Source organism: Bacillus sp. FSL K6-0994 (assembly GCF_038630815.1).
GTDB lineage: Bacteria > Bacillota > Bacilli > Bacillales > Bacillaceae > Bacillus > Bacillus safensis.
The window spans coordinates 1,226,853-1,248,058 of record NZ_CP152043.1 but is presented as its reverse complement, the minus strand read 5'-3'; the positions used below and the strand labels follow the sequence as shown (position 1 = coordinate 1,248,058).

General features: G+C 40.5%; 23 protein-coding genes and 2 riboswitches. Of the genes, 6 read left to right on the top strand and 17 right to left on the bottom strand.

What is annotated here, in order from left to right:
- Positions 1–50: 50 nt before the first annotated feature.
- Positions 51–506 carry a MarR family transcriptional regulator gene (locus tag MHB69_RS06380; protein ID WP_034281539.1) on the bottom strand — a complete coding sequence of 152 codons (456 nt, stop codon included), beginning with the start codon at positions 504–506 and terminating at the stop codon, positions 51–53.
- A gap of 204 nt (positions 507–710) precedes the next feature.
- On the opposite strand from MHB69_RS06380, the gene MHB69_RS06375 reads away from it, so the two are divergent.
- The gene (locus MHB69_RS06375) at positions 711–2,216 is read left to right on the top strand and encodes an ATP-binding protein (RefSeq protein ID WP_034281538.1); all 1,506 of its coding nucleotides are present in this window, start codon (positions 711–713) and stop codon (positions 2,214–2,216) included.
- Positions 2,217–2,262: 46 nt separating this feature from the next.
- Here MHB69_RS06375 and MHB69_RS06370 read toward each other — a convergent pair whose 3' ends face one another.
- The 6 genes from MHB69_RS06370 to MHB69_RS06345 form a co-directional block, all read right to left on the bottom strand.
- Complete coding sequence (locus MHB69_RS06370; RefSeq protein ID WP_024424676.1) at positions 2,263–2,505, bottom strand: aspartyl-phosphate phosphatase Spo0E family protein; 243 nt, start codon at positions 2,503–2,505, stop codon at positions 2,263–2,265.
- 300 nt (positions 2,506–2,805) lie between these two features.
- Entirely contained in the window at positions 2,806–3,336 is a 531-nt protein-coding gene (locus MHB69_RS06365) for a cupin domain-containing protein (RefSeq protein WP_034281537.1), read from the bottom strand.
- A gap of 16 nt (positions 3,337–3,352) precedes the next feature.
- Positions 3,353–3,991, bottom strand: coding sequence for a methylthioribulose 1-phosphate dehydratase (locus tag MHB69_RS06360; RefSeq protein WP_034281536.1), 639 nt, complete (start codon positions 3,989–3,991; stop codon positions 3,353–3,355).
- Positions 3,955–4,650, bottom strand: coding sequence for a 2-hydroxy-3-keto-5-methylthiopentenyl-1-phosphate phosphatase (locus tag MHB69_RS06355; protein ID WP_041116448.1), 696 nt, complete (start codon positions 4,648–4,650; stop codon positions 3,955–3,957). The genes MHB69_RS06360 and MHB69_RS06355 overlap by 37 nt, the downstream gene beginning before the upstream one ends.
- A complete protein-coding gene (mtnW, locus tag MHB69_RS06350) occupies positions 4,650–5,900 on the bottom strand; it encodes a 2,3-diketo-5-methylthiopentyl-1-phosphate enolase (RefSeq protein ID WP_268480768.1) in 1,251 nt (416 codons plus the stop codon). The genes MHB69_RS06355 and mtnW overlap by 1 nt, the downstream gene beginning before the upstream one ends.
- Positions 5,901–5,972: 72 nt before the next feature.
- Positions 5,973–6,074, bottom strand: a riboswitch (SAM riboswitch).
- Between the two features lie 44 nt (positions 6,075–6,118).
- On the bottom strand, positions 6,119–7,309 hold the full coding sequence (locus MHB69_RS06345; protein ID WP_176967484.1) for a pyridoxal phosphate-dependent aminotransferase: 1,191 nt from the start codon (positions 7,307–7,309) through the stop codon (positions 6,119–6,121).
- A 163-nt stretch (positions 7,310–7,472) separates the two neighbouring features.
- Positions 7,473–7,632: riboswitch (SAM riboswitch) on the top strand.
- 79 nt (positions 7,633–7,711) lie between these two features.
- Here MHB69_RS06345 and mtnK point away from each other — a divergent pair.
- Positions 7,712–8,905 carry an S-methyl-5-thioribose kinase gene (mtnK, locus tag MHB69_RS06340; protein ID WP_041116443.1) on the top strand — a complete coding sequence of 398 codons (1,194 nt, stop codon included), beginning with the start codon at positions 7,712–7,714 and terminating at the stop codon, positions 8,903–8,905.
- A gap of 6 nt (positions 8,906–8,911) precedes the next feature.
- Positions 8,912–9,973 carry an S-methyl-5-thioribose-1-phosphate isomerase gene (gene mtnA / locus MHB69_RS06335; RefSeq protein ID WP_342496088.1) on the top strand — a complete coding sequence of 354 codons (1,062 nt, stop codon included), beginning with the start codon at positions 8,912–8,914 and terminating at the stop codon, positions 9,971–9,973.
- Between the two features lie 24 nt (positions 9,974–9,997).
- Here the strand turns inward: mtnA and MHB69_RS06330 are convergent, their stop codons facing one another.
- The 3 genes from MHB69_RS06330 to MHB69_RS06320 form a co-directional block, all read right to left on the bottom strand.
- Entirely contained in the window at positions 9,998–10,135 is a 138-nt protein-coding gene (locus MHB69_RS06330) for a hypothetical protein (RefSeq protein WP_162860203.1), read from the bottom strand.
- Between the two features lie 89 nt (positions 10,136–10,224).
- The gene (locus MHB69_RS06325; protein WP_046310751.1) at positions 10,225–10,716 is read right to left on the bottom strand and encodes a methylated-DNA--[protein]-cysteine S-methyltransferase; all 492 of its coding nucleotides are present in this window, start codon (positions 10,714–10,716) and stop codon (positions 10,225–10,227) included.
- 1 nt (position 10,717) lies between these two features.
- Entirely contained in the window at positions 10,718–12,928 is a 2,211-nt protein-coding gene (locus MHB69_RS06320; protein WP_342496087.1) for a PAS domain S-box protein, read from the bottom strand.
- Positions 12,929–13,221: 293 nt separating this feature from the next.
- Between MHB69_RS06320 and MHB69_RS06315 the strand changes: the two genes are divergently transcribed.
- Complete coding sequence (locus tag MHB69_RS06315; protein ID WP_342496086.1) at positions 13,222–14,241, top strand: acyltransferase family protein; 1,020 nt, start codon at positions 13,222–13,224, stop codon at positions 14,239–14,241.
- A gap of 27 nt (positions 14,242–14,268) precedes the next feature.
- Here MHB69_RS06315 and MHB69_RS06310 read toward each other — a convergent pair whose 3' ends face one another.
- The 5 genes from MHB69_RS06310 to htpX form a co-directional block, all read right to left on the bottom strand.
- Positions 14,269–14,442 (bottom strand): hypothetical protein, encoded by a 174-nt coding sequence (locus MHB69_RS06310; protein ID WP_170825835.1) that lies wholly within the window; start codon positions 14,440–14,442, stop codon positions 14,269–14,271.
- The gene (locus MHB69_RS06305) at positions 14,435–14,599 is read right to left on the bottom strand and encodes a hypothetical protein (protein WP_087975542.1); all 165 of its coding nucleotides are present in this window, start codon (positions 14,597–14,599) and stop codon (positions 14,435–14,437) included. Before MHB69_RS06305 ends, MHB69_RS06310 begins: the two co-directional genes overlap by 8 nt.
- A 6-nt stretch (positions 14,600–14,605) precedes the next feature.
- Positions 14,606–15,124 (bottom strand): YetF domain-containing protein, encoded by a 519-nt coding sequence (locus MHB69_RS06300; protein ID WP_034281527.1) that lies wholly within the window; start codon positions 15,122–15,124, stop codon positions 14,606–14,608.
- A 294-nt stretch (positions 15,125–15,418) separates the two neighbouring features.
- Positions 15,419–16,765: a TrkH family potassium uptake protein gene (locus tag MHB69_RS06295; RefSeq protein WP_080701186.1), complete on the bottom strand. Its 1,347-nt coding sequence runs from the start codon at positions 16,763–16,765 to the stop codon at positions 15,419–15,421.
- Positions 16,766–16,909: 144 nt separating this feature from the next.
- Positions 16,910–17,809, bottom strand: a complete 900-nt coding sequence (gene htpX / locus MHB69_RS06290; protein ID WP_065214289.1) for a protease HtpX — start codon at positions 17,807–17,809, stop codon at positions 16,910–16,912.
- A 278-nt stretch (positions 17,810–18,087) separates the two neighbouring features.
- On the opposite strand from htpX, the gene MHB69_RS06285 reads away from it, so the two are divergent.
- Both MHB69_RS06285 and MHB69_RS06280 read left to right on the top strand, forming a co-directional pair.
- A complete protein-coding gene (locus tag MHB69_RS06285; protein ID WP_025092320.1) occupies positions 18,088–18,804 on the top strand; it encodes a DUF1836 domain-containing protein in 717 nt (238 codons plus the stop codon).
- A 123-nt stretch (positions 18,805–18,927) separates the two neighbouring features.
- Entirely contained in the window at positions 18,928–19,125 is a 198-nt protein-coding gene (locus MHB69_RS06280; protein ID WP_034281522.1) for an alpha/beta-type small acid-soluble spore protein, read from the top strand.
- A gap of 36 nt (positions 19,126–19,161) precedes the next feature.
- On the opposite strand, the gene MHB69_RS06275 is transcribed toward MHB69_RS06280, so the two are convergent.
- Both MHB69_RS06275 and sigI read right to left on the bottom strand, forming a co-directional pair.
- Positions 19,162–20,340: an anti-sigma factor domain-containing protein gene (locus MHB69_RS06275; protein ID WP_342496085.1), complete on the bottom strand. Its 1,179-nt coding sequence runs from the start codon at positions 20,338–20,340 to the stop codon at positions 19,162–19,164.
- On the bottom strand, positions 20,337–21,092 hold the full coding sequence (gene sigI, locus MHB69_RS06270; protein WP_003210952.1) for an RNA polymerase sigma factor SigI: 756 nt from the start codon (positions 21,090–21,092) through the stop codon (positions 20,337–20,339). Before sigI ends, MHB69_RS06275 begins: the two co-directional genes overlap by 4 nt.
- Between the last annotated feature and the right edge of the window lie 114 nt (positions 21,093–21,206).

The following is a 21,206-nucleotide window of genomic DNA, read 5'->3' as shown; positions in this document are numbered from 1 at the left end:
GCGAGGGATTGCTTGCGCGCTGAAAAGGAAGCCAGCGGCTTCCTTTTTATTTATTCTTGATGATCATATAAATGCTTTGCACGCAGCCCTACATGTTTGAGCATATCGATGCAGGCATCTTTCTCTTCTTCGCTGAGGACACTGATCATCTCATGAATTTCTTTCGCATGATCTGGGAAGATGTCATCAAGCAAAGCTCGTCCCTGCTTGGTAATATGCGCAAATGTCACCCTGCGGTCTTCTGCACAAGCCTTGCGGCTGAGGAGTTCTTTCTTCTCCAATTTATCAACCACATACGTGATGCTGCCGCTTGCAAGTAAAATCTTATCACCGATTTGCTGAAGCGGCTGATCACCTTTATGATACAGCAATTCTAGCACAGCAAATTCAGTTGGATTCAGCCCGTGCTTCACAATATGTTTGTTCATGTGATGATTAATTGAGCGATAGGCACGTGATAATACAATAAATAGTTTCAATGATTTTTCAACATTATGATTTTCCATTTTTTATCATCCTTTATGAAATGCAACCCACTAATGTGACATTAATAAACAATAAGTAAAATGTCAACATTTTGATCCATCTTTAGCACGAAAATGAGACCAGAACGAATCACCTAATTTTTTAAAAATCACACAAGTCATCGTAATAAAGATAGGTTCAATGCTATAATAAGTCTATTAGGTAATACGTTGGAGCGATGAATGATGAGTATACTGAAAGGGTTTTGGAAGAAGATCAGGCTTTACCTTATTTTGGTCATGCTTCCAACCCTAATCATTAGTTATTTTATCTACGAAAAAGAAACTGAAAAAATCGATTTAAAGAACAAACAAACCGCTACACTTATGTTAAATATTCACAAAAATCAAATGAATTATTTAATAAGTGAAACAGAAGCGAGATTAACTTCCCTCGCCATGGGATTTGACCAGCCGCTTGAGACGAAAAAAGTACAAAACATCCTAGAGAAAATCTATAAACAAGAACCTCGTTTTTCAGGTCTGTATCTCCTAGACAAAAAAGGAAATGTAACAGCAAGCACCACCCCGTTAAAGGAAAAAATTAACCTATCATTCAGAGATTACTTTAAACGCATTCAAGTGACCAAGCAGACCGTGATCACAGACAACTATGTGAGCCGAATTACAAAACAGCGGATTCTCTCCATTTGTGTGCCTGTTCTCGATGAAAACGAAGAGGTCACCAATGTACTGATTGCCGCCATTCAAATTGACTATTTAAGAAATATTATGAATGTATTGAACCCTGATCTTCATTTTAAGATGCTGAATCAAAATGGACATGTCGTCTTTACAAGCGGTCCACAGCCAGTACCCGAGGGCGGCAGCACCGTGTCTACATATTTAGATGAAAACAGCTGGAAGCTGGAGGTCTTTCCGCAGCGTGCTTCAACAAGTGAAGTGCTGTCTGTGATGCTCATCCCTTTATCCAGTGCGTTTATTTTATTAAATATTTTATTCACACTCGTCCAATATATCGTGTTAAGGCGGCAAACTCAGCAGGAGCGTCATCAAAATGAAGCGCAAAAGCTTGAATTGATCGGAACACTCGCAGCAAGTACAGCACACGAAATTCGCAACCCATTAACAGGGATTAGCGGATTTATCCAGCTATTGCAAAAGAAGTATCATTCAGAAGAAGATCAGCTCTATTTTTCTGTCATCGAGGAAGAAATTAAACGGATCAACCAAATCGTCAGTGAATTTCTTGTATTAGGAAAACCAACGGCAGAAAAATGGCAGAATAATTCTGTAAAAGAAATTGTAAGTGAGATCATGCCGATCGTTTTCTCTGAGGCAAATCTTTATAATGTCGAAGTGGATTTGCAAATCAATACGATTCAAGATGTGGGCGTGTATTGCACAAAGGATCATATTAAACAAGTTGTTTTAAATGTAGCAAAGAACTCTTTAGAAGCGATGCCAAACGGCGGTCATTTGAAGATTGTGATCGAAGCTGAAAAAGAACATGTCATCATTAAAGTAGAGGATACAGGTGAAGGCATACCAGAAGAGATGTTAAAGCACATCTTCCTCCCCTTTATTACATCGAAGGAAAAAGGCACAGGTCTTGGGCTTGTCGTGTGTAAACGAATCATTTCGATGTATGGCGGAACAATTGATATTCATAGCGAAGTGAATAAAGGAACGACTGTCATGATCATGCTTCCTTCTGCTCACTCAGCATAACTGAAGATGTCAGCCGGTTTTGCTTATGCAAGACCGGTTTTTCATGTCAATAAGAGGGGCGGTTCACAGATAAAAGACTCATTTGAGACACAAGATCATGAAAGGAGGGGGCAGATTGTTTCTCATGAAAAAGAAGATGCTGATACTCATTCATCAGGTTGTCCAGTTCTTGACTATATTTAATTGTCTTCTCACCAGTGTAACCTTCCACTTGAGCAGCTTCTACCATTTGTTTTCTCTTCTCATCAATGGACATCAGCAATTGTTCTTTCCTTACGTAAATATTCATGATCTCAGCTCCCGCAATGATTTCGACTGTCTATGCTCAAAATGATCCGACACCAAAATTATACTTTATTTGTAAATTAAATTAAATATGCTTATTTTATTTAATTTTTTACAGCCTAAAGACCTTTTACCCAATCAAATTTGGGGGTAAACTTCAAATTTGGACAGGACTGACACATTGATTAAACAGAATTTTATCCTATGCAGAAGATCAAAATCAACTATTTTCTTTCTCATTTTATGTCTAATTTCCTAAAAAAAAGCTGATCTTCCGCCTCATGCGGAATGATCAGCTCTATCATTAAACCGTTTCTTCCTCGTAAATCGGCACCCAGCCCTCAGTTGTGACAAATATGCGAACTGCGACCACTTTGCGATCCTCTTGAAGTGTAAAGTAATGACGAATGTTTGGCGGAACAGAAATTAAATCACCTGGATTCAATCTCACATCAAAAAAGACGCCATCCTTGCCTTGAATAGCAAAGATTCCGTGCCCGCTCACAATAAAGCGTACTTCGTCATCTGTATGGTGATGCTCACGTTTAAAGTTTTGGAGCAGCTCATCAAGATTTGGCGTGGCATCAGATAATGAAATGACATCCTGCGCTTTGTACCCTCTTTTTTCAGAAATACTTTGGATTTCCTTTTGGAAAACAGTCAAAATCTCTTCCTTTTCCTCATCGGTTAAATCATACTTTTCTGATAAACGGTTTGGCAGCTTTTCAATATCCCAATGCTCATAAATGACCCCTTGGTTTTCCAAATATGATGCTACCTCTTGCTCGCTTTCAAGTAATGTGTTCTCTTCATTATGAATCAAAATCGTCGCCATGTGTTTTTCCTCCTTTTTATCTTACAAGCTGCTGTTGATAAAGCGCTAATTTTAAGTGATAGCTAAATAAAAATTCATATGCTTCTAATACTCGTTTTGCTTCAAAGGCTGTTTTTCCCCAGACTGTAATACCATGATTGCGAATGAGTACAGCACCAGATGACGCCTCTAGTGTCAGATGTTTGGCAAATTGCTCTGCAAGCTGCGGAATATGAGCTGGATTTTCAATAATCGGAATCGACACTTCTGCATCCTCTTCCCAATAACCAAGCGCTTTGATGATTTCGTTGCCTTTAAAACGAATCTCTCCCTTATCCCCATACAGCTCTGACATCACATTATTATCGATTGTATGGACATGGAGGCAGCAGCCTGCTTTCGTCCGTTCATATACGTACGTGTGAAGCAGTGTTTCAGCTGATGGTCTAAGAGGCTCGTTCGGATCATGGGGCTGGCCTGCCGCATTTACTAGCACAAAATCTTCGTTTGTTTCTTTTCGTTTATCTTTGCCGCTTGCCGTCACCAAAAACGTGATTGGATCATCCGACACCTTGATCGATAAATTACCGCTTGTTCCGAAAAACCAATCTCTTTGAGCCAGTTCACGTTTAACGTCTGCTAGCTCCTGCCAGCGTTTGCTCTTTGCGTCTGCCATTCCTTCACTTCCTTTATTTGAACAAATTGCGCTTGTAGATCAATAAATGTGTCATATTCCTTGTGTACGAGCCCGAGCTCTTGACATTCATTGAGCAAGTAGTCGCGCGCAAACGTAAGATCCGCATGCTTCGCCGCCTCCACATCAGTCACTGAATCTCCGATCATGATGATGAAGTCATCCTCATGAGTCAGCTTTCGAATGATTGAGGGCTTGCAGCATCCGCAGCCATTTTGACATTGCGTATCGCAGGCATGCGGCCATTCAATCTGAATATGGTCTTCCACAAATGATGCATGGTTGCAATAAATATCGTCTCGATCGACAATGCCTTCGAGGATGGGGTAGACAAAAAAGTCCATCCCCCCGCTAAGTACATAGAAAGGAATATCTGCTTTTTTTACCTCATCGACAAATTGCTTAAATCCTTCTCGAATCTCTGTATCTTCTAAAATAAATGATTGAATGGCATCCTTCTGATCACTTTTCAGTAATTGAAACATCTGCCCGACGCCTTCTTGAATGGTGATTTCCTTTGACAGGACACCATCCTTCAGCTTCGTCCATTCACTTGGTGCAAACTGTTTCATGATGCGGATGATATTATCATTTTTTGTAATTGTTCCATCAAAATCACAGCATACAATTGGTTTTTTCATTATTCTGCTACCCTTCCCCAAAGATCAAGTGCCGCTTTTAAGTCTTGGCAGGAAGCCGCCTTATCTCGGATGGACTCTTCGTGAATCACTGCATCAATGATCGAACGAAATGCCTTCCCTCCGCCAATGGCTCCCCCCGGATGTCCGTGAATGCCTCCACCTGCATTTATCACATGATCAATTCCAAAATCTTTGATCAATACTGGAACCATTCCTGGATGAATGCCTGCTGACGGGACAGGGAATGTTTTTTGAACCGTATCCTCTTTCACGCAAGCTTCATAGATTCCAATGGCATCTTTTTTCGGAAGTGCAACCGATCCATAAGGTGAGGGAAAGAGGCTCAAATCAGCGCCAGCATATCGATTTAATTTGCCTAAAAGAAGAGAATGCGAGAATCCATATTCAGGAGAGGATGTCAAAGCACCACTCACAGCGGGATGCGCCATAATCGGCAGTGGAATGTCTGGGTCCTCAGCTAGGCTTTGCATGACATCAAGGCCGTATGCAAAGACATTGAATAAGAGCGCATCTGCCCCAAGTTCAGCGGCCTTTCTCGCTCGATCCTTCAGGTCAAAGGTTCTGCCCGTTAAATTGACAGCATACAGTGTGCGGTGTCCTGTTTCTTCATAGGTTTCTTTTAAAATCGCTTTTCCTTCTTTGATTCGCTCTTCAAAAGGAGCTAATGGACTTTCAAATAAAATTTCATCGTCTTTGATGAAGTCAACCCCGCCTAATGCCTGTAAGCGGAGCTGCTCTTTTAAATCCTGCATATCACGGCCGATAACGCCTTTAAAAATACTCATCAATAATGGACGATCAAACACATTTACCTTTTTTCGTATGCCATCAATTCCAAATACAGGTCCTGGCAGGCTTTTTTTAAATTCTTCAGAAAATTGGATATCGACTAGCTTCACTTTTCCGTCTAGTGAAAGCTTTCCAAAAATCGTCGTAAAAACAGCTGGTAAATCAGCTGAAAAGTTTGCCTCAGGATAAGCAATGGTCACCTCTGATTGATAAAGGCCATTTTCGGCTGGAACAGCCTTTTCTAATACTTTTTCAACTCGGCCTTTATGCTTTTGAAGCTGCTCCTTTTTGAGCTGCGGCAAATCCGTCCATGATCCAACTGTTAAACCAAGCGCGATCTGCTCTGCTTTTCGATTTATTTGTTCATCCTCTCGATGTGTTAATACGTATGTTGCCAGTAATTCACTCACTAGGAATCCCCTTTCGATTGCGTCATGCATATGTTCAATAAAAAAACCTCTTCAAGTGCTTCATGAGCGCCTTAAAGAGGTTGTTTCGTGTCATTCATCCGAATCTTATCTCTCAGCGCTTGCTGCAAGAATTAGCACCGTGCTTCATGGAAGTCGGTTGCCGGGCTTCATTGGGCTAGTCCCTCTGCCTACTCTTGATAAGAATATTCAATTTTCTTAAATATTGCCTGAATTATCGCACCATTTTTTTATGTTGTCAATGGCTTTTTTTCAAACAGCTTCAAAGCAGCGATGCGCTGAGCGGCTTCTTGTAACCGCTCCTCACTTGTTAGAAGCCCTACTCTCACGTACCCTTCACCGTGAGCACCAAAGCCATTACCTGGCGCAACAACAACATGTGCCTTCTCTAATAATAAGTCAGAAAAGGCTTCAGATGTATATCCTTCCGGCACCTTTAACCAAGCAAAAAATGAACCCTTTGGTGCACTGACTTCCCAGCCAATTTCTTTGCAGGCAGCCATCCACACATTCCGCCTTTTCTCATATCGATCATTTTGCACCTGCACGCACGTTTGATCGCTTAATAGCGCTTCCGCTGCTGCATCTTGAGTGGCTTTAAACAGCGAGACAAACAGATGATCCTGATAAAGCTCAATCGCTTCAATAACAGACGAATTTCCTGCTGCAAATCCTACTCTCCACCCTGCCATATTGTACGTTTTAGATAATGTGTAAATTTCTATTCCCGTCTCTTTCGCTCCCTCTACTTGCAGAAAGCTGAGCGGCTTTTCTCCATCAAATCCAATGCCGCCATATGCAAAATCATGGACTACACATAGCTCGTGATCTTTCGCAAACGTAACGGTTTCTTCAAAAAATGCACGGCTTGCCGTAGCACCCGTCGGATTGTTGGGGTAATTTAAATACATTAATTTTGCCTTTTTCTTATCATCTTCAGGCAGCAAATCGTAGTCAGGTAAAAAATCATTTTTTTCAAGAAGTGGCATGGTTACCATATGCGCTCCAGCAAGCACAGCGCCTGACCAATAATCAGGATAACCAGGATCAGGGACAAGAAGCGTATCACCCGGATTCAGCAGACATTGCGGCAGCTCAACAAGCCCTGCTTTCCCGCCAAATAAAATCGCAATTTCCGTTTTTGGATCAAGTGCGACCCCATATTCTCTTTCATAAAAAGCGGCAGCAGCCTTTTTTAATTTCGCTGTTCCACGGAATGAGGAGTATTGATGATTTTCAGGTTTTGCTACCGCTTCCTGCATGGCTTTTACAATGTGCGGAGGAGTTGGCTGATCAGGATTTCCCTGCCCCAAATTAATGATATCTGCCCCTTCCCGTACTTTTTTCTGCACCTTTTGGACAAGGGACGCAAAAAATTGTTTCGGTAATTGTTTCAACACATCTGATTGCTGGAATTCCATTTCTTCACCTTCTATTCAAGTTACGTGACAATACAATCACTGTAATGGATTGTTTTATGAATTGTAAAGCAATTTTGAAAAAAGATTGACATGTAAAGCGCAGCTCTGATAATATCTTGAATTAAGAAATGCAATCAGACACGAAACAATTACATATTGATTTCTCTTATCGAGAGTTGGGCGAGGGATTTGGCCTTTTGACCCCAACAGCAACCGACCGTTAATACCACTGTGAAGTGGGGCGCAGCAAATAAAGCGCCAAGACAATTGTCTTATAGGGCACGGTGCTAATTCCGTCAGACGTATGTGCTGAGAGATAAGAGAGGCTTTGGGCATACACACCATCAAGCCTCTTTCTCTCAGGAGAAAGAGGCTTTTTTATATGATTTGGAGGGGAAGCAATTGGTTACACTTACGGCATCATATGAAGAACTAACAGAAAGCTCGGCAGTTGCACTCGCAATTAGACTTGGCTTGATCCAAGAAAGCAGTCATTTGACATGCACTGAAATTGGGGACGGGAATTTAAATTACGTCTTTCATATTTATGATCACAAACAAGAAAAAGGTTTGATCATCAAGCAGGCGCTGCCTTATGCAAAGGTGGTAGGGGAGAGCTGGCCGCTTACATTAGACCGGGCAAGAATTGAAAGTGCCGCCCTGATCAAGCAGTCAGAATATGCGCCTCACCTCGTACCAGCAGTCTATTATTCAGATACAGCTCTTGCAGTGACAGCCATGGAGGATCTCTCCCACTTAGAAATCGTCAGAAAAGGGCTAATTGCCGGAAAACAATATCCGCATTTATCTGATCATGTTGGAGAATTTTTAGGAAAAACACTTTTTTACACATCTGACTTTGCTACAAATCCTAAAATCAAAAAACAATTTGTGAAGCAATTTACGAACCCTGACCTGTGCGATATCACAGAAAAACTCGTCTTCACAGACCCTTTCTTCGATAGTGAAACAAATGACTTCGAAGAAGAATTAAGAGAATCTGCAGAAGCGCTTTGGGCAGATCTTGAAGTGCAAGCTAGGGCAGCAGAATTAAAGCGTATCTTCCTGACATCAGCTGAAACATTGGTTCATGGAGATCTTCATACAGGCAGTATTTTTGCAAATGAAACTGAAACGAAAATCATTGATCCAGAATTCGCGTTTTACGGTCCCTTCGGATTCGATATCGGCCACTTTATCGCCAATCTGTTCCTGAATGCTTTATCTCGCGAGAATGAACACGAGCAGCAGCACCTTTTTAACCATGTCGTCAATGTATGGGCAACCTTCAAAGAAGTGTTCACAAAAGCTTGGAAAGAGGACAGCATTGAAGCGTTTAGTGTATCGGACAGCTTTTTAGAAACAACGTTTGACCGGATTTTAAAAGAAGCGACAGGCTTTGCCGGCTGTGAGCTTGTCCGCCGAACAATTGGTCTTGCTCATGCCGCTGACCTTGATGCAATTCCATCACCAACTAGACGGATTCAGCAGAAAAAAGCAGCACTGACACTTGGAAAAACATTTATCAAACAATATCATGCAGTGGAAACAGCGTCTGACCTCGTCGCATTATTCCAGCCATCTGTAAAGGAGTGACGGGTTTTGTCAAAAGAATTTGAAGTCCCCCGTTCTGTCGAATGGGAAGAAAACCGTATTAACATTTTAAATCAGCAAAAATTACCAACCGAAACCGTATTTGAGCATTTATATACGAAAGAAGATGTGTATGATGCGATTGTGTCATTAAAAGTACGCGGAGCGCCTGCGATTGGCATTACAGCAGCTTTTGGGCTGGCGCTCAGTGCACAAGCAATTGAAACAGAAGAATTGGATGTTTTTAGACAAGAAGTCTTTCGAATCAAAGAATATTTAAACAGTGCTCGTCCAACCGCTGTGAACCTCGCCTGGGCATTAGACCGGCTGCTGCAGCGCATTCAGCGTGCAGCATCAGTGAATGCAGCCAAAACAGACCTTGTGCATGAAGCCATTCAAATTCAAATAGAAGATGAAGAAACATGCAGACAAATCGGTCAAAATGCACTTCAGCTCTTTAAATCAGGTGACCGTATCATGACCATTTGTAATGCAGGCTCCATCGCAACGAGCCGGTATGGTACAGCCCTTGCTCCCTTTTATTTAGCCAAAAAGAAAAATCTTGATCTTCACATTTATGCATGTGAAACACGCCCTGTTCTTCAAGGCGCTCGTCTGACAACATGGGAGCTCATGCAAGGCGGCGTGGATGTGACGCTCATTACAGATAACATGGCAGCCCATACGATGAAGGAAAAGCAAATTTCTGCTGTCATTGTTGGAGCTGACCGTATCGCCCGTAATGGAGATACAGCGAATAAGATTGGAACGTTAGGTCTTGCCGTTCTAGCCAAGCATTTTAACATTCCGTTTTTTGTAGCAGCACCGCTTTCAACCTTTGATGTATCCACCCGCGACGGGTCAGATATTCCAATTGAAGAGCGCGACCCGCTGGAAGTAAAGGAATTAAACGGCGTCCCCATTGCACCGCCTGATGTTCAGGTATTCAATCCCGCCTTTGATGTCACTCCTCATCATCTTATTTCAGGCATCATTACAGAAAAGGGAATTATCACATCGAACTATGCAGAAGAGATTGATGCTCTTTTCGCCGAAAGCATCTCTCAATGATCGCAAAAAAGCGCCGTGTTCTTGTCATTTAAGAGCACCGCGCTTTTTTGTTTCTTGATTCGTTTTTGTTAAGATTTCTTTTTTTTGTTCTTCTGTCAAAACGTTCATTTTGACACATAGTGACGTAACGGCATACATTTTGCCTTTTTTGCCCCAAAACATGCCAGCGCCCTCCTTTTTCCCTCAACCAACTTTTTTAGCTTAATAAAAGGATATGTCGCTTGACAAACATTTGGAACAGGTCAATCGTTTTATTTTTGAACAAATGGGATGCCTTCTAATTCAAGCAGGACCGCTTTCATGTCTGTTTTCGATCCTGCATAGCCCGTCAGAGTCCGGTCTTTTCCAATCACCCTGTGACACGGGATAAAAATAGGTAATGCATTTCGTCTGTTAGCTTGTCCGATGGCTCTTACAGCCTTTGGATTGCCAATCGCTTCTGCAATGTCTGCATAGCTTTTTGATTCACCATATGGTATGGCTGACAATGCTTCCCACACCTGCTCTTGGAACGGAGAACCAGTTTGCTTGAGCGGGAGATCGAATACTTGCCGCTCACCTTTGAAATATTCATCTAGCTGCTTTTTCGCTTCTTGTAAGACAGGCGTATCTGCTTGCTTTAGATTCGCTGCCTGCTTTTTTGCTAAAAACGGTTCATCATCAAACATCACCTCGATGATGGCACCATCCTTTTCTAGTATGTATAATTCCCCGATAGGTGCGTGATAGACGGTATAATACACGTTACTGCTCTCCTTCTTGTTTCTGCTGCCTAAGTGGCAGCGTGAGATGGAAGACGGTTCCTACGCCTTCCTCACTTTCTACCTCAATGGTTCCTTGATGCTCTTCAATAATTTTATAACTAACCATTAAGCCAAGTCCAGTTCCTCTTTCTTTCGTTGTATAAAAAGGCTCACCTAGACGCTTTAGCTTATCCTCTGCCATTCCGCAGCCTTCATCACGCAGTGAAATGACAATATGCTCCTCACCCTTCCGCTGAATGCTCACATAGACATTTCCTTTGCGCGGCATGACTTCAATTGCATTTTTTAAAATGTTAATAAAGACCTGCTTTAATTGGTTTTGTTCACAATAAATGAGCGGAATCTCATCCAGCACATTGAGATGCATTTGAACATTGCCAAGATTCGCCTGTGCGTGCAGAAGATCCATCGTGTCTTTCACAATCTGCACCACATTTTTTTCTTCATATACAATGGCTTGCGGTTTCGCTAAAATCAAAAATTCGGTGATGATGGATTCAATTCTTTTCAGCTCTGATGTGATGACATTGAAATAGAGCGAATACTCCCCTTCTATATTTCCTTTTAACAGCTGAATGAAGCCTTTTAAGGCTGTCATCGGGTTTCTAATTTCATGAGCAATTCCAGCGGCAAGCTCTCCGACCACATGAAGGGTATCTGATTTTCTCACCCGCTCTTCTAATTCCTTCCGCTCTGTCACATCTCTAAAGATCGCCAAATTCATATTATGGATAATGTTGCGTTTAAAAGAGAATTCCAGTATACGCTGATCTGGATGGTTCAGTACAAACGGAACCTCATTATCCATTTCATCTAATGACATCGCCTCGGCTGGCTGAGCCAAATTTTCTATTTGATAAGGGGCAAGAATGTGGAAAAGATTCATTTCTGTTAAATGATCGTCCTTCAATTGAAGCAGCTCGCTGGCAGATGGATTGACTTCAATGATTCGGTATTGATTATCAAAAAGAACAATGCCGTCCATTGATCCATTAAATACTTTGCGGAATTTAAGCTCACTTTCGCGCAGCTCCTGCTCCATTCTTTTTCGATCACTTACATTACGTAAAATGGTTAAGTGCTGTCCTTCTAATACCGCATGCTTTGATGTAAACTCAAGCTCTTTATACTGTCCATTTGCCATTTTGAACAATAGCTCTTCCCTTATTTCATGATTCCGGATATAGCGTCTTCTTGTTGGTCTATATCTCTTATCAGATTTGACGAGAAAGTCGGTGAGTTTTTTGCCAATCAGCGAGTGCATCGGTAATTCAAAAATTCGGCAGGCTGATTCATTGGCTTTCACAATCTCTCCATCGTCCGCCCATATGATGATGGCATCCATTGCATTTTCAAAAATTTCTCTAAAGCGTTCTTCACTTTTTAACAGCTTCTCTTCCATCAGTCTTTTTTCTGTAATATCCCGCATGATGGACATATAAAAACCACTCATCACATTTGATGTAATGGTGAGTTCGAATAATTTGTGCTGGCCAGATTGTAGAGTAACAGGAAGCTCTCCTTTTGCTTTTCCTGTTTCTTTAAGTGACGTCAAAAGGTGCTGCAAGGCGGGAAGATTTTCTTCTTCGACAAATTCATGTAAATAGCGATCGGTTAAATCAGTCTTTTGCAGCTCAAAGCTCTGACAAAAAGAATGATTCGCATCAATCATGCAGCCATCCTGATCAAAAATGACCATCCCGTCAATGGCTCGGTCAAACAAATCTTTGAACAGCTGCTCATTCATGGAGCGTTCTCGTTCTAATATTTTCTTTGAAGAAATATCTCGCATGACCACAATATATTGCTGACTCATGGTATCGTGCTCTGCGACAAATTCAATGTATTTTGTCTCACCATTTTCCAGCTGAATGGAGATCTCTCTTTTTAACATACCTTTTCGAAAAAATAGATCGAGTGAACATTCAATTTTATCTTTCGGGATGCCGTATAGGAAATCTAGAACGGATTTATTGAGGAGGTCTTCTTTCGGTGTCTGGACAAGCCTGCATGTTGCTTCGTTGGCTTGGATGATGTTGAGGTGCTGATCAAATATAAAAATGGCATCTAGCGTCTTATTTAATAGCATTTTTTGTTGCATTAACTCAGTTCGCAAATATTCGTTCTCTTTTTCTAATTTTCTGATATCTCCCGCAGGGGTTAACCTATTGCCATCGAGCGTTTCAGTCATTCTCTTACACTCCTTTTCCAGCCTCATTCCTCTACAATATTTCTACAATATTTTCATTGTTCCTTCATTCGACTCATAAAAAAAGATAACTTTTTACACGAAGACTGTCTCATTTATTTCATTTGGATGACAGGATTGTATAACGGTTCACTTTTCTTACGCTTCTTTTACAACCATTCTACAATTTCACATCAAATAGCGAATTGAGCGAAAATGTATTTTAGAATGAGGCAAATAAGGGAACAGTGCACTTAGAACATTTATGTTTGAAATCGAGCAGGAAAGGTGATGTTATGGCATCTTCACGAGATAGTTATTTTGATAATGCGAAATTCCTTCTGATTTTTCTAGTTGTTTTTGGTCATTTGTTACGATCATTCATTCATGATAATGACTGGATGCTCTATTTATACAAGTTTATTTATACCTTTCACATGCCCGCCTTTATTTTAGTTTCTGGCTTTTTTGCAAAAGGGTTTAGAAAACCGGGCTTTATGAAAAAAGTCGCCGTTAAGCTGATCATCCCATATTTAATCTTTCAGGTGATCTATTCGGTTTACTATTATCTCTTGCAGGATCAAAGCATGGCCAATTTAAATCCAATTGATCCACAATGGTCCTTATGGTTTTTAATTAGTTTATTCTTTTGGAATTTGCTGCTCATTCCTTTTTCAAAACTGCCGTTTCACTGGGCGATGATCGTCAGTTTATCGATTGCTTTACTCGTCGGTTATGTGGACAGCATCAGCGATACACTCAGCTTATCACGTACGTTTGTCTTTTTGCCTATGTTTTTAGCTGGATTCTATTTAAAAAAGCAGCATTTTGAATTCATCCGTACAAGCAAAGGAAAGCTGGCAGCACTTTTTGTATTAATGGCTGTGTTCCTGTTTTGCTACTTCTATGAATTTGATTATTCCTTCTTATTTGGCTCAAAGTCGTATGCTTCTCTTGGGGATGAAGGAATGATTGCGGCGATGAAACGAATGGCATGGTATTTGCTTGCATTTGGCGCTACTTTCAGCTTCTTTGCATTAGTTCCAACACGCCGTTTCTTCTTTACAAAATGGGGAACAAGAACGTTATATGTTTATTTATTACACGGCTTTGTGATCAAGCTGCTAAGAACCACTTGGTTTGATGACTGGGCGCTAAATGCAGCAAGTGTACTCATTTTATTGCTGCTGACCATTCTGTTAACCTTTACCCTGTCTAGCACTTTTGTCAAAACCGTTGCACAGCCAGTGATCGAGCTCAAAATGAACAATCTCATGCGAACGATCACCGGCAGGCAAGGGAGTTATATCAAATAAAAAACGATCCTTCATGGATCGTTTTTTCTATTTCTTATTCTGCTGACATGCATCATCTTTCTTTGGCTTCACCAATGTATCAATCCATTTGCTGCTGTTAATATCTCCAAGCTCACTGCCAAATTCCTCTTCTAAAATATCTGGGTCCATTGGCTTTTTATGGTCCTTCATCTCTTTGCTCTTCATATGCTTCTTAGTCACGAGATGCTCCCCCTTGTTTCCCTTTATGAGAATTTCGGTTTGCCTGACGATCTCTTGATTGTTCGTCAAATTGAGTTTGTCCTTGATCATGTGCCATACTTTCTGTCGGCGTCATATTATTTGTTAATGCTTCATTTTTCGCTGCTTTTCTTTTCATCTGAATTCAGTCCTTTTTTGACAGGTTTAGTTCTTCTCTTAATTGGTCAAGGAGTTCTTTCATTTGCTTGACCGTCACTGGCTTTTCCTCAGGTTTTAACTCATAGCCAATTTGTCCATTGGCTTCTAGCGTGGCTCTTTTGAGACTGCTGATGTCAGTGATGCCTTGCTGCTTTAAACGCATTTTAAATTGATCCCTTGTGAGTCTTGTTTTCTTCAGCTTATGATCAAGCATTTCGCCATCCTGTAGAATAACGACCGATTTTCCTGAAAGCAATTTTTCAAAAAAATCCGATTGAATCGACAGCTTCTCCATAATGACAAGTGCCACAATAAAGATGGTAGCTGCATAAATGGTTTCAAGTAAATTATGCTCAATAAAGGGTTGGATAATAATCGATCCGATTGAAATCATGATGACTGTTTGTTGTACAGTTAATTGACTAATCGATTTAGGCCCTGCTATTCTCAGCAGCAAGGTACCAACTAGCAGCATGACAATTGCTTTCCATAACACATCCAGCACGTCTCGTTCACCTCTTACCTATAGATTGCGAACATCCCATGTGATTTAGCCAGTTAGATAATGGAAATAAAAAAACAGCATTCGAATTGAATGCTGTAAGATGTTGACAAAGGGCCAAAATGAAGATCATTTTGGCCCTTTGTTTTCATTTCAGCGTGATAGAAAACCTTTGAAGTCTAGGAAGGACGAGCACCGGAACGGAGCGAATTTGACATTCGTGAGTACCGGAGCGCAGAACTGCGGGCGAATGCGAGGGTTTGTTTACACGCTGACAGCATTCAAATTGAATGCTGTTTAGCCAATAATGACGCGCTCTTTCGGATAATGATAATTTGCTTCGCTTTCTCTTCGGCCTATTAAATATAAAAAGCTTGGAATACCGATCCGGCCAATAAACATGACCACCATGATGATACATTTACCAAACACAGTGAGATCTGAGGTGATCCCAAGCGACAGCCCCGTTGTTCCGAAAGCAGAGCAGACTTCAAATAAATTTTCAAGAAGTGTATTATGCTCTGTTAAGGATAACAGGAACGTAGCGCCAAAGACCAAAATAAAGGCCATCATGGTTACCATAAGGGATTTATTAATATCCGCTTGATGAAGCTCTCTCTTGAAGATTTTAATGGACTTATTTCCCCTAGCAAAATGAAACAAGGCGAGTAAATTAAGAGCAAACGTAGTTGTCCGAATGCCGCCCCCCACAGAGCTTGGGGAAGCCCCGATAAACATGAGCATACATAAAAATAAAAGCGTCGGTTCCGTCAGCTGCGTAATATCTAACGTTGTCAGCCCCCCGCTTCTTGTTGCAGTCGATTGAAACAAAGAATAGAACAAGATTTCATGCCAGCTTTTCCCTACAAAGCTAAACCCTGCTTCAAGTGCATAGATTCCAATCGCTCCAACAACCACAAGGCCGCCGAACGTGAGCGTTGTGATTTTTGTAAACAGTGAGAATGATGCGTGCTTTCGGTCCTGATTGAACAAATAATCCTTCACTTCCACGAGCACAGGAAAACCAATCGCTCCAAAGATGATCAGCAGCATCGTAATAAACTGGACGAAATAATCATCTTTGTAAGGAATAAGAGAACTCCCTGTAATATCGAAGCCCCCATTAGTTGTCGCACTAATACTTGAGAAGAAGCCATGTAAGAAAGCGCCTTGCACATCGTAATACTTGAGAAAATACATGCTTAAAATCAGCCCGCCGACAAACTCAATCAGCAAAATTAAATATAAGACCTGCTTCATTAGTTTCACAATTCCAGATAAATTGCTTTGGTTTTGATCTGCCATGATAAGCTTTCTTTCTTTAATTCCAATTCTTTTTCGCATAACTAGCCATACGAAAGTACCGAGCGTCATAATGCCGATGCCTCCGATTTGCAGAACAAATGCAAGGATCCACATCCCTGCCACACTAAATGTTTGTGAGGTGTCGACAACAGTCAGTCCTGTAACACTTACAGCACTCACCGCTGTAAACAAGGCATCAATGAATGTCCATTTGACTCCCTCTTGATGAGCCACTGGCAGGCTGAGTAGAATAAACGACACGGTCACAGCAAGAAAATAATAAAGGGCAATCAACTGAAAAGCTGACAGCCGGTCAATTAGCTTTTTTATAGGATTCATTGTCATTCCTTCTTTTATCTATCTTTTCGAATACCTTTATCATTTTAATGAAAAGAGACATGATTTTAAAGCTATTTTATGCTTTATTTTCTTTTTCATCAAAAAGAAAAGACATCCTGTAAAAGAATGTCTTTTTCCTCTTTCTTATTTTGCTTCTAGTCTTCTGATTCTTTCGTTTAAATCAGGGTGTGTTGAGAAAAGAGAAGCTTTTCGTTTACCGCTGATTTTAAGTGTAGCGACTGCTGTTTGATCATCATCTTTGATTCTTGACGTGTACGCCTCAAGTGAACGAAGCGCATGAATCATTTTATCTTTACCTGCAAGGTCGGCTCCGCCGCGGTCTGCATGGAATTCACGGTGTCTAGAATATGCAAACACGACAAGGCTTCCTAGGATAGAGAAAATGATTTGGAAAACAATCACAGCGATAAAATGAACAATCGGCACAAGCTCTTCTCGTGAAACAAAACGGCTAGCGATCCATGCCGCAATTCTTGAAAGGAACACAACAAACGTGTTGACGATTCCTTGAAGCAGCGTCATCGTCACCATGTCACCATTTGCAACGTGAGCGACTTCGTGGGCGATTACACCTTCAACTGCTGCATCATCCATTTCCTGAAGCAATCCAGTTGATACCGCAACAAGTGATCTTCTCTTAGAAGGACCTGTTGCAAAAGCATTTACTTCAGATGATTGATAAATACCAACCTCAGGCATTTTAGAAAGGCCTGCTGCTCTTGATAGTCTGTGCACGCGGTCAACAAGCTGCTGCTCATCATATGTTAATGAATCCTTTTCTGGATTCAACACACGTACACCCATCATCATTTTTGCCATCCAGCGAGACATTGCAAGTGACATAAACGAGCCAACAAAACCAACAACTGCACTGAATACAAGCAGTGCAACAAAATTAATTCCACCGTCTGCTCCTATATAAGAACCAACACCAGTTGCTGCACTAATAACCGACAGTACAATACCAATCGTAGTGATAACAAGAATGTTCGTTAATATAAACAGAAATATTCTCTTACCCATACATAACCTCCGCTGTCATATTAAGTTCAAATGAACTTATTAATAAAATTATAAAAATAAACGTCTCAAATTGCAAGGAAAAAGGAATCACTTTCTTTGTTTATCATAACGGCTAAAGCCCCGTCACATCAATATTTACGACATTTACCCCAGCAGAAAAGTGAACAAATTGTGACGCACAGGTCTGATTTTGAGTTTATTTTGCATTTTCATCAAAAAGAGACTATGATGTTGAATTAGATCAATAATCACGTTTTGACGTACAAATGAGGTGGAACATGGTTACTTTTAAATTAACGAGAATTGACATGACAAGACTTCTGTATTCTCTAAAAGGAGAGGGAGATCTGACTCCGCTTCAGCTTTTGAAACTATCTGTAAAAAATGGCAAGGATCATGACTATGATGAATTAAAGATCCCGTCTTTTTTTGAGAAGCTTGAACGGCGGAAGCAAAAATCAGAGCATGGTCTTTCTACAAATGAAATTGTTGAGCTTGGCAACTTGTGTGAGCTGACTTCTCTTAAATCGACGGCGATCCAAAATTGGATCAAACGTGATATTAAAGATATGATTGGCCATCCAGAGCTTGGCAAGAAGTACTCTATTGATCAGGTCGTTATTTTATTAATTGTCAGGGATTTAAAATCAGTTTTTGACTTCGATACCATACGTATGATCTTATCTGCCTTATTTAACACCATCACAGATCGAACAGATGATATTATTAGTCCAATCCGTTTTTATGAAGCATATGCGCACGTCCTTGATTTTATTTATCACCATACACAATTTCCATTAAAGGAAACAAATTTACGAGAAATAACCGAGGAGCAGACAGACAAGCTTCATGACGAGTTTACAGAATTGACGAAGAGCCAATGGAATTTGATTAAAGGGATTATCAGTTCTACCGTCTTCTCTGTCTTTACTTCTCATTTGCAAAGTACAGCTCAAGAAATGATGTATAATACGCTGCAGCTGAATAAGGGATAAATAAGAACCGAGGTGACCTTCATCATCTCGGTTTTTTGTACAGCAATTGCCAGCATAATTGTACGGCTTTTTTTTCAAAATAAGAAGGCGCAACAAACATGAGGTGAAAGGAGGAATACGAACATGGCAAATCGAAATCAACTTCTTGTTCCTGGAGTAGAACAAGCTTTAGATCAATTTAAATACGAGATCGCTCAAGAATTTGGCGTCACTCTCGGTTCAGATACAGTTTCACGTGCAAACGGTTCTGTTGGCGGTGAAATCACAAAAAGACTCGTTCAACAGGCTCAATCACAAATGGGTAATCAATCTAAATCATGACATGGTGAAATACGCCGGAGCTATTCTGGCGTTTTTTTATTGTTGATATGTGTGCTCATGCCGGTTCTCGCGATAAGGAAACGGTGCACCTTTCCCTTTTTGCTTTGCATGTTCTCTTTTTTGTTCAGCGGATGGATTGTTCTGATCCCTGCTGTTTTTTTTTGCGTGTTTTTCTGCATCACCACGTGATGTACCGTTCCAGTGTCTTCTTTCATCAGGATCAGTTGAGTGATTTTTTTTTTGCTCTTTATCGAAAGAATGATCCTTTTCTTCCTTTATGTTGCTGTCTTTGCTTTCATTATCAGGTTTTTGAGGCTTTTGAACAGATCCTTGCTCTTCCCTCTCTGCCTCCTTCTGCTCTTTGTGCTCAGCTTCAGGAGCCTCTTGATCTGGCTGCATCTCTTCGCTATCGTCTGTCTCTACGTCTTCTTGTTTGTCTTTATCTGCTTGTTCTTCTTCATGTTTCTTAGGATCTTCTTCCTTCACAGCATCGTTCTCTGCTGCGTCTTCATCCTTTTTGATGTCTTCATGTTCTTTATTTTGCATTTCTTGATTTCTAATATATGTTCCTGTTGAAATGCCTGCCTTTTGAGCTTTTTCTCTTGTTTCCAGGTCACTTTCCACAGTTTCCAGCTTATAATTGCGTTTTTGATATTCACCAGAAATGGTGTTAATTTTGCTTTTTACGTTTGTTTTATATGTATTGTCCTGCTTGTTTTCATAAACGGTTGAAATATAAATACTTTTAGAATTGTTCACATATCCTTTTTTGTCACAGTCATCTATAATTTCCTGCACGACTTTGGTCATGTCGTTTTTTTCTAAATCCTTCATACTCGCCAGTACTTGCTTTGCATCTTTATTCAGCGGTGTGACACCGATCACTTGATAATTGTGATCAAGCTTCAGCTCAAAGCTTGGATTAATGTCAATTGTCATATACGCATATGCTTTTTGACTTGAGAAAGATGGCATCATAGTAAAAATTACGACAATAATCGCTGCTATTGATAGGATTCCTGCATTTAACGGACGTAAACGAAGCAGGTCAAAAAAACCGGCTCTTTTTCTTTCGAGACGTGATTCATTCGGAAATGTCACTTCTTGGCCGATTTCATAGTTTTGCTCTTCATATTTTGTCCGCAGAAATTGTCCATCAGGGGTCAGCAGCGTGACATATTTTTTGTTTTTCTCTACTATAATGCCTCTTCTCATGAATTAAGCACCCCTTTAAGGTAATCTTTCAAATACACATAGTCACCTGTCATAATGATCGCCATCGCAATGATATATTTTCTATTTCTCTCAATCGTTTTGCGGCTGACTTCCACTAGCTTTTCCAGCTGTTTGACAGGCAATTGTTTTTTCTGAAATAAAATGGTTCTCAGCTCATCGTGTTCAACGAGTGTATGGGCTACTTTAATGGCATTTTGCCTGGCATCTGCATGCTTTGGTGAATGCTCAAGCAGCTCTTGAAACGTGAGACCGTAAACTTTCAATCGTTCTTTAAAATGTTCAATCTCTTCTCTTCTATGTTCTTGTTCAATTAAACGCCTATATTCATTTGCAGAGAGCTCTGCTTCAATCATGCTTTGAGAGTATTCGCCATTCTCACTTTCTTGCAGGTCCATTTGAACCGTTGGCGCATTTCTTGCTTCTTTTCGAATATAGTCAATCACTTTTCTTTTAATAATTAATTCTGCGAAAGCAAGCAGTGAGTTTCCTTTTTCGGCAGAGTATTTTTCTATCGCTTCATTAAAGGCTATTAAGCCTATGCTGAATTCATCATCTTTTTCATCTATATATCGTTTACAAACGGATGAAACCGTCTTAGCGACAAATGGTTTGTATTGCTCTATTAATGCATTTTGCAGTTCGATATCACCTTGTTGAATACTGATAGCCGACTGCTCTAATGTTTGCTTTTTCTTTCCTTTTTTAAACAAAAGGCTAAGCAATGGTTTCACCTCAGTTCTCCCTATATTACTCATTTATGATAGCTAATTTATGAGGGAAGCGCAAAGGAAGAAATGAGGAATTCATTTCCTGTTACTCAATTATGACATGTATGTCACCATCTA

Coding starts and splice junctions, on each gene's coding strand:
- mtnW (WP_268480768.1), bottom strand. CDS start 5,900: ATGCATGACGCAATCGAAAGGGGATTCCTAGTGAGTGAATTACTGGCA.
- MHB69_RS06320 (WP_342496087.1), bottom strand. CDS start 12,928: ATGACTGAAACGCTCGATGGCAATAGGTTAACCCCTGCGGGAGATATC.
- MHB69_RS06275 (WP_342496085.1), bottom strand. CDS start 20,340: ATGAGAAGAGGCATTATAGTAGAGAAAAACAAAAAATATGTCACGCTG.
- MHB69_RS06305 (WP_087975542.1), bottom strand. CDS start 14,599: ATGAAAAGAAAAGCAGCGAAAAATGAAGCATTAACAAATAATATGACG.
- MHB69_RS06370 (WP_024424676.1), bottom strand. CDS start 2,505: ATGAATATTTACGTAAGGAAAGAACAATTGCTGATGTCCATTGATGAG.
- MHB69_RS06380 (WP_034281539.1), bottom strand. CDS start 506: ATGGAAAATCATAATGTTGAAAAATCATTGAAACTATTTATTGTATTA.
- MHB69_RS06280 (WP_034281522.1), top strand. CDS start 18,928: ATGGCAAATCGAAATCAACTTCTTGTTCCTGGAGTAGAACAAGCTTTA.
- htpX (WP_065214289.1), bottom strand. CDS start 17,809: ATGGGTAAGAGAATATTTCTGTTTATATTAACGAACATTCTTGTTATC.
- MHB69_RS06365 (WP_034281537.1), bottom strand. CDS start 3,336: ATGGCGACGATTTTGATTCATAATGAAGAGAACACATTACTTGAAAGC.
- MHB69_RS06330 (WP_162860203.1), bottom strand. CDS start 10,135: ATGTTTTGGGGCAAAAAAGGCAAAATGTATGCCGTTACGTCACTATGT.
- MHB69_RS06360 (WP_034281536.1), bottom strand. CDS start 3,991: ATGGCAGACGCAAAGAGCAAACGCTGGCAGGAGCTAGCAGACGTTAAA.
- MHB69_RS06345 (WP_176967484.1), bottom strand. CDS start 7,309: ATGGAATTCCAGCAATCAGATGTGTTGAAACAATTACCGAAACAATTT.
- MHB69_RS06295 (WP_080701186.1), bottom strand. CDS start 16,765: ATGAATCCTATAAAAAAGCTAATTGACCGGCTGTCAGCTTTTCAGTTG.
- MHB69_RS06355 (WP_041116448.1), bottom strand. CDS start 4,650: ATGAAAAAACCAATTGTATGCTGTGATTTTGATGGAACAATTACAAAA.
- MHB69_RS06315 (WP_342496086.1), top strand. CDS start 13,222: ATGGCATCTTCACGAGATAGTTATTTTGATAATGCGAAATTCCTTCTG.
- MHB69_RS06285 (WP_025092320.1), top strand. CDS start 18,088: ATGGTTACTTTTAAATTAACGAGAATTGACATGACAAGACTTCTGTAT.
- MHB69_RS06375 (WP_034281538.1), top strand. CDS start 711: ATGAGTATACTGAAAGGGTTTTGGAAGAAGATCAGGCTTTACCTTATT.